At 64.6% G+C, this 6,493-nt stretch carries 7 protein-coding genes; 5 read left to right on the top strand and 2 right to left on the bottom strand.

Annotated elements, in window-relative coordinates; genetic code table 11:
- Positions 1–155 precede the first annotated feature (155 nt).
- Positions 156–1,502 (bottom strand): oxygen-independent coproporphyrinogen III oxidase, encoded by a 1,347-nt coding sequence (gene hemN / locus GGR00_RS16110; protein WP_184699983.1) that lies wholly within the window; start codon positions 1,500–1,502, stop codon positions 156–158.
- Positions 1,503–1,651: 149 nt separating this feature from the next.
- Between hemN and GGR00_RS16105 the strand changes: the two genes are divergently transcribed.
- Positions 1,652–2,377, top strand: a complete 726-nt coding sequence (locus GGR00_RS16105) for a Crp/Fnr family transcriptional regulator (protein WP_055981753.1) — start codon at positions 1,652–1,654, stop codon at positions 2,375–2,377.
- 9 nt (positions 2,378–2,386) lie between these two features.
- On the opposite strand, the gene GGR00_RS16100 is transcribed toward GGR00_RS16105, so the two are convergent.
- Positions 2,387–2,866, bottom strand: coding sequence for a hemerythrin domain-containing protein (locus GGR00_RS16100; RefSeq protein ID WP_184699982.1), 480 nt, complete (start codon positions 2,864–2,866; stop codon positions 2,387–2,389).
- A gap of 153 nt (positions 2,867–3,019) precedes the next feature.
- Between GGR00_RS16100 and ccoN the strand changes: the two genes are divergently transcribed.
- From ccoN to ccoP, 4 genes are read left to right on the top strand one after another with little or no spacing between them, the layout of a single operon-like run.
- On the top strand, positions 3,020–4,636 hold the full coding sequence (gene ccoN, locus GGR00_RS16095; RefSeq protein ID WP_055981760.1) for a cytochrome-c oxidase, cbb3-type subunit I: 1,617 nt from the start codon (positions 3,020–3,022) through the stop codon (positions 4,634–4,636).
- A 10-nt stretch (positions 4,637–4,646) separates the two neighbouring features.
- The gene (gene ccoO / locus GGR00_RS16090) at positions 4,647–5,378 is read left to right on the top strand and encodes a cytochrome-c oxidase, cbb3-type subunit II (RefSeq protein ID WP_055981761.1); all 732 of its coding nucleotides are present in this window, start codon (positions 4,647–4,649) and stop codon (positions 5,376–5,378) included.
- A gap of 10 nt (positions 5,379–5,388) precedes the next feature.
- On the top strand, positions 5,389–5,538 hold the full coding sequence (locus tag GGR00_RS16085; protein WP_055981764.1) for a CcoQ/FixQ family Cbb3-type cytochrome c oxidase assembly chaperone: 150 nt from the start codon (positions 5,389–5,391) through the stop codon (positions 5,536–5,538).
- Between the two features lie 3 nt (positions 5,539–5,541).
- On the top strand, positions 5,542–6,405 hold the full coding sequence (ccoP, locus tag GGR00_RS16080) for a cytochrome-c oxidase, cbb3-type subunit III (RefSeq protein ID WP_184699981.1): 864 nt from the start codon (positions 5,542–5,544) through the stop codon (positions 6,403–6,405).
- The last annotated feature ends 88 nt before the right edge of the window (positions 6,406–6,493 follow it).

The following is a 6,493-nucleotide window of genomic DNA, read 5'->3' as shown; positions in this document are numbered from 1 at the left end:
ACGTCATGCCCGACCTCCGCCAGCACCGCAGCCTGCACAAGACCGACATAGCCGATCCCAAATACCGTAAGCTTCATCAGGTCCGTTCCTGTTCGCCGTCCGCCTCGCACGGCGTGCATACAGGAAATTGACGCGACGCACCAATACCCCTGCGATCAGACGGCGACCGAGTGGCGCGCCGTTCCCCGCCCGAGATAGGCGTCGAAATGAGCGACGATGGAGCGGACGAAGGGTTTGCCGCGCTCGGTGACGACAAAGCGGTTGCCGGCACGGGTGAAGATGTCGCGGTCGTTGGCGGCCAGCAACTCGGCCTCGGCGATGACCGCGCGGGCCATCTCGCCGAAGCGGGCCAGCAGCTCGCAGCGCGAGACGGAAAAGTCGCACATCAGCCGTTCGATGACCCAGGAGCGCATCCGGTCGGCATCGGAAAGCGCCACGCCGCGCACCGTGGCCAGCCCGCCGGCCAGCACGCGGCGCTCATATTCGCCTGTCGCCGGCATGTTCTGGACGTAGCCTTGCGGCAACAGCCCGATCGACGAGGCGCCGAGCCCGATCAGGGCGTCGGCCTGGTCGGTGGTGTAACCCTGGAAGTTGCGCCGCAGCGTGCCTGAACGAGCGGCAGCAGCAAGGCTGTCCCCCGGCAGTGCGAAATGGTCCATGCCGACCGCTTCGTAACCAGAATCCAGGATCAATCTGGTGGCCACCTCCGCCTGCTCAAGTCGAGCCGCCGCGTCGGGCAGCAGCGCCTCGTCGATCATGGTCTGATGCTTCTTCATCCACGGCACATGCGCATAGCCGAACAGCGCGATGCGATCCGGGCGAAGCGACAGCACCAGCCCGGTCGTTGCCTCGATGCTGTCGAGCGTCTGGTGCGGCAGTCCATAGAGCATGTCGAGATTGACCGAACCCACGCCGCGCGCCCGCACGGCATCGACGACCCATTTCGTCTGGTCGAAGGTCTGCTCGCGGTTGATCGTCCGCTGCACGCGTTCGTCGAAATCCTGCACGCCGAGGCTGGCGCGCGTCATCCCGATTGCTGCCAGCGCATCGAAGCGCGCCTCGTCCATGTCGTTGGGGTCCATCTCGACGCTGATCTCGGCATCGGTCGCGAAGGCGAAGCTGTCACGCAGCCTGCCGCCCAAGGCGAGGATGTCGGCGGCCTCGAGCAATGTTGGCGAACCGCCGCCGAAATGCAGCGCCGTGACGTTGAGCCTGTTGCCGGTCAGCGCGGAAATGCTGCCGATCTCGGCGTCGAGCGCCTTGAGGTAGCGCGCCACGGGCTCATATTGCCGCGTCTGCTTGGTGTGGCAGGCACAGAACCAGCACAGCCGGTCGCAATAGGGGATGTGGACATAGAGCGACGCGGACGCCCCCTTCGGCAGCGCCCGCAGCCAGTCGCCATAGGTTGCCGACGATATGTCCGCGCTGAAGTGCGGCGCTGTCGGGTAGCTGGTGTAGCGCGGCACAGGTGCGGCGTATTTTTCGACGAGGGTTTTGTCCATGGTCGTCTCCGTCAATGGCCAAGGTTGCGACGGACGCAGCGGCAACACCTTGACCTGGATCAACAAAGCCGCGGCGGGAGACACAATGACACGGTTCCTTTTACGCCCCGCGGTCCCTAGATTGATCAAATCAGACGCCGGACGACGCGATGACCATCCGCCAGGACATTCACAATTCTGAGATACCCGCGCTGTGCCGCTCCTGTGAGGCACGGCATCGCGGCGTTTGCGGTGCGTTGACCACCGACCAGCTGGTCGAGCTCAGCCGTCACACCACCAAGCGCAAGGTCGATCCGGGCACGGTGCTGGTGTCGGATGCCGACACCATCGACAGCTACGCCAATGTGCTCGCCGGCGTGGTCAAGCTGACCAAGACCTTGCCCGACGGCCGCCAGCAGATCGTCGGACTGCAGTTCGCGCCGGATTTCATCGGCCGCCCGTTCAAGCACGAGAGCTCGATCACCGCCGAGGCAGCGACCCCGGTGCGCGTCTGCGCCTTCCCCAAGAAGTCGCTCGACCGCATGATCGAGCTGTCGCCCGAGCTCGGCCACAGGCTGCACGTGCAGGCGCTCAACGAGCTCGACGAAGCGCGCGACTGGATGCTGACGCTCGGCCGCAAGACGGCGGCGGAACGGGTTGCGTCGTTCCTCCATCTCATCGCCCGCCATTCCGACCCGGAAAAGGAGCTCGGTGGCGAGGTCAGCTTCGACCTGCCGCTGACCCGGGCCGACATCGCCGATTTCCTCGGCCTGACCATCGAGACGGTGAGCCGGCAGCTGACCAAGCTGCGCAAGGACGGCCTGATCGCGGTCGAGAACAACCGCCACATCACCGTCTTCGACGTGGCCAGGCTGGAACGTCGCGCCAACGTCTGATTGCCCCGTTCACCCGCCGGACGACAGCAGCGCCAGCACATGGTCGCGCTCGAAGGCGATGTGCCGCCGCAACGCCCCGAAGAACCCGCGCAGCATGAAGCCCAGGGTCTCGGGATTTTCCGCCTTGCCGCTGCGTGCCGTCGCGCGCAGCGCATCGCGCAACTCGGCGGCATAACCTTCATCCTCGAAATGCTCGTTCTTGAGCCGCGCGACCGTCTCGCGCGCTTCGCCGCTGTGCGCCAGTCGCGCGGCAAACTGCGGATGCAGCCGTTGTTCCTCGAAACGATGGACCTTGACCATCGCCGGTCCGAGCGCCCTTGCCGCCAGCACGCAGCTGCGCCGGTCGATCTCGTTGGGCAGCGAGTCGGCGATTTCCTCCAGCCTGTCGCACAGCGAAAGCATTTCGGCATGTGCGCTATGTATGGCTGCCACAGCGTCAAGTAGAGCCGCGTCCTCCGGTCCGGCCTGCATTTCCCAGCGCGCATTCATCTTGTTTCGAAACTTCCTCTTTGCCCCAAGGCTGGTCCGGCGGGCCGCGCTTGACCTTGATCCAGATCAAGGCAGTGTGGGCAATTGTCATGGATGTGTGCCGTCTGGTGCCGACGCGAGCTTTCGGCGCCCAGCTACCGTCGGGGATCGCTCATGAAATACGCTATGGAAACCATCCTGCTGGCATTGGCGGCCTTTGCCGCCTTGCTCGGCGCAGCCTTCGCCAAGGACAGCCAGTTCGGCGCCCATATGTGGGTGCTGTTCTTCGTGCTGACCGCGAGCGTCATCGTCCTGATGCGCACCAGCAGCTACGCGCCCGCCGGCGTTTCCGCCGAGGACAACTCGCCCTACATGGACGGGCCGGTCCGATACGGCGTCATCGCCACCGTCTTCTGGGGCGTGACCGGCTTCCTCGTCGGCGTCATCGTTGCGGCGCAGCTTGCCTTCCCCGACCTCAACATCGAGCCATGGCTGAACTTCGGGCGCCTGCGCCCGCTGCACACCTCGGCCGTGATCTTCGCCTTCGGCGGCAATGCGCTGATCGCCACGTCCTTCTACGTGGTCCAGCGCACGTCGCGCGCCCGCCTGTTCGGCGGCAATCTCGCCTGGTACGTGTTCTGGGGCTATCAGCTGTTCATCATCATGGCAGCCACCGGCTACCTCCTGGGCATCACCCAGAGCCGCGAATATGCCGAGCCGGAGTGGTATGTCGACATCTTCCTGACAGTCGTCTGGGTCGCCTACCTCATCGTCTTCCTCGGCACGATCCTGAACCGCAAGGAGCCGCATATCTATGTGGCCAACTGGTTCTACCTCGCCTTCATCGTCACCATCGCCATGCTGCACATCGTCAACAACCTGGCGGTGCCGGCGTCGTTCCTCGGTTCGAAGAGCTACTCGCTGTTCTCGGGCGTGCAGGATGCGCTGACGCAATGGTGGTACGGCCACAATGCCGTCGGCTTCTTCCTCACCGCCGGCTTCCTCGGCATGATGTACTACTTCGTGCCCAAGCAGGCCGAACGCCCGGTCTATTCCTACCGGCTGTCAATCATCCACTTCTGGTCGCTGATCTTCCTCTACATCTGGGCCGGCCCGCACCACCTGCACTACACCGCCCTGCCCGACTGGGCGCAGACGCTCGGCATGGTGTTCTCGATCATGCTGTGGATGCCGTCCTGGGGCGGCATGATCAACGGCCTGATGACGCTGTCCGGGGCCTGGGACAAGATCCGCACCGATCCGATCATCCGCATGATGGTGGTGGCCATCGCCTTCTACGGCATGTCGACCTTCGAGGGCCCGATGATGTCGATCAAGGCTGTCAACTCACTCAGCCACTACACTGAATGGACCATCGGCCACGTCCATTCCGGCGCGCTCGGCTGGAACGGCATGATCACCTTCGGCGCCATCTACTTCCTGGTGCCGCGCCTGTGGGGTCGTGAACGCCTCTACTCGATGCGCATGGTCACCTGGCACTTCTGGCTCGCCACCCTCGGCATCGTCGTCTACGCCGCCGTCATGTGGGTTGCCGGCATCAGCCAGGGCCTGATGTGGCGCGAATACGACGAGCAGGGCTTCCTGGTCTATTCCTTCGCCGAAAGCGTCGCGGCCATGGTCCCCTACTACATCGTCCGCACCATTGGCGGCCTGATGTTCCTCGCCGGTGCGCTGGTCATGGCCTTCAACGTCTACATGACCATCCGCGGCCACGTGCGCCAGGAAGAGCCGCTGCCCGGCGCGGCCCCTGCAATCCAGCCTGCCCAGTAAGGAGCCCGACATGGCACTGCTCGACAAACACAAGACCATCGAGAAGAACGCGACGCTCCTGCTGGTCGGCACGCTGCTGGTCGTCAGCATCGGCGGCCTCGTCCAGATCACGCCGCTCTTCTACCTCGAAAACACCATCGAGAAGGTCGAGGGCATGCGTCCCTACTCGCCGCTGGAGCTGGCGGGACGCAACATCTACATCCGCGAGGGTTGCTACACCTGCCACAGCCAGATGATCCGGCCGTTCCGCGACGAGGTGGAGCGCTACGGCCACTACAGCCTGGCTGCCGAGTCAATGTACGATCACCCCTTCCAGTGGGGATCGAAGCGCACCGGCCCGGACCTCGCCCGCGTCGGCAACCGCTACTCCAACGAATGGCACGTCCAGCACCTGATCGAACCGCGTTCGGTGGTGCCGGAATCGGTGATGCCGAGCTACGCCTTCCTCAAGGAGACGCCGCTGGCTGTCGACACCATCAGCTACGACCTGACGGCCAACCGGCGTGTCGGCGTTCCCTACAGCGACGAGATGATCGCCAGCGCCGAGGCCGACATCAGGGCACAGGCCGACCCCAATGCCGACACCTCGGGCGTGCTCGCCCGCTATCCCAAGGCCAAGCTCGGCGACTTCGACGGCAACCCGGCGGCGCTGACCGAAATGGATGCGCTGGTCGCCTACCTGCAGATGCTGGGCACGCTGGTCGACTTCTCGACCTACGATGCGTCCGCCGACTACCGCTAGGAGATTTGTCATGGACTACACCACGTTGAGACAATTCGCCGACAGCTGGGCGCTGCTGGCAATGACCGTCTTCTTCATCGGCGCCGTGATCTTCGCGCTTCGGCCGGGCAGCCGCGAGGCGGCCGAACAGGCCGCACAAATTCCGCTCAAGGAGGATTGATCTGTGAGCGAAAAGCAAATCGACGAACTGTCCGGCGTCGAGACCACCGGGCACGAATGGGACGGCATCCAGGAGCTCAACAATCCGATGCCGCGCTGGTGGCTGTGGACCTTCTACGCCACCATCGTCTGGGCGCTGGTCTACAGCATCGCCTATCCGGCATGGCCGCTGATCAGCACCACGACGACCGGCTTTCTGGGCTATTCCAGCCGCGCCGACGTCAAGAATGAACTCGCCGCCGCAGAGCAGGCCAAGAGCGCCTATGTCGAGGCGGTGAAGGCGAAGAGCGTCGGCGAGATCCTGGCCGACCAGAACCTCAGGCAGTTCGCCACCGCCGCCGGTTCGGCAGCCTTCAAGGTCAACTGCATACAGTGCCATGGTTCGGGCGCGCAGGGCTCGCCCGGCTTCCCCAACCTGAACGACGACGAATGGCTGTGGGGCGGCAACATCGACCAGATCTACCAGACCATCGCGCATGGCGTCCGCTTTGACGGCGACGAGGACACGCACGTCTCGGAGATGCCGGCCTTCGCCGATGTCCTCGAGCCGCAGCAGATCAACGAGGTTGCAGCCTATGTCGCCAGCCTCGAGGGCCAGGCCGACACGCCCGACCTGGTGCCGGCCGGCGCTCAGGTCTTCGCCGACAACTGTGCCGCCTGCCATGGCGAAAACGCCAAGGGCAACAAGGAAATGGGCGCGCCAGATCTGACCGACGCCATCGCTCTCTATGCCTCCGGGCAAGCCGCGATCGCCCGGCAGGTGCGCCAGCCCAAGCACGGCGCCATGCCCGCCTGGGGCGAGCGCCTGGGCGACGTGAAGGTCAAGGAGCTTGCCATCTTCGTCCATTCGCTCGGTGGCGGCGAATAACCCTCCATCGCCAATGGGTGATGGTCGAAGGGCGGGGGCAGAGGCTCGGCAGCAATGCCGGGCCTCGACGCGCAAGAGACCCGGGGAT

Source organism: Aminobacter aganoensis, assembly GCF_014206975.1.
Lineage (GTDB): Bacteria > Pseudomonadota > Alphaproteobacteria > Rhizobiales > Rhizobiaceae > Aminobacter > Aminobacter aganoensis.
Note: the sequence above shows the minus strand (reverse complement) of the source record. Positions and strands in the feature narration are given on the sequence as shown.